Here is a 239-nt window from a genome sequence, read left to right on the forward strand (position 1 = left end):
GTCATAGGCCGTGGTGAAGATGACCGGCACGCGGAGCGGCAGTTGGTCAAAGAGGTCAAAGCACAGACCATCGGCCAAGCGGATGTCCACGATGAGCAGGTCGGGGCGCTCATGCTTCAGCTGCCGGATGCTCTCTTCGACAGAGGTGGTCCAGGCCAGGAGTTCATAGTCCGGCCGCAGGAGCTGCATCATGCGCTTAAGCTCTTCATAGGCAAAGCGCTCGTCCTCTATTATCTGGT

General features: G+C 58.6%; 1 protein-coding gene. It reads right to left on the reverse strand.

Annotation, left to right across the window (positions count from 1 at the left end; translation table 11 throughout):
• Window positions 1–239 (reverse strand): LytTR family DNA-binding domain-containing protein (locus Q4P78_RS09450; RefSeq protein ID WP_303340113.1); only part of this gene is annotated, 239 nt, incomplete at both ends.

The organism is Rothia sp. (in: high G+C Gram-positive bacteria) (genome assembly GCF_030540545.1).
In the GTDB taxonomy this organism is placed as follows: Bacteria; Actinomycetota; Actinomycetes; order Actinomycetales; family Micrococcaceae; genus Rothia.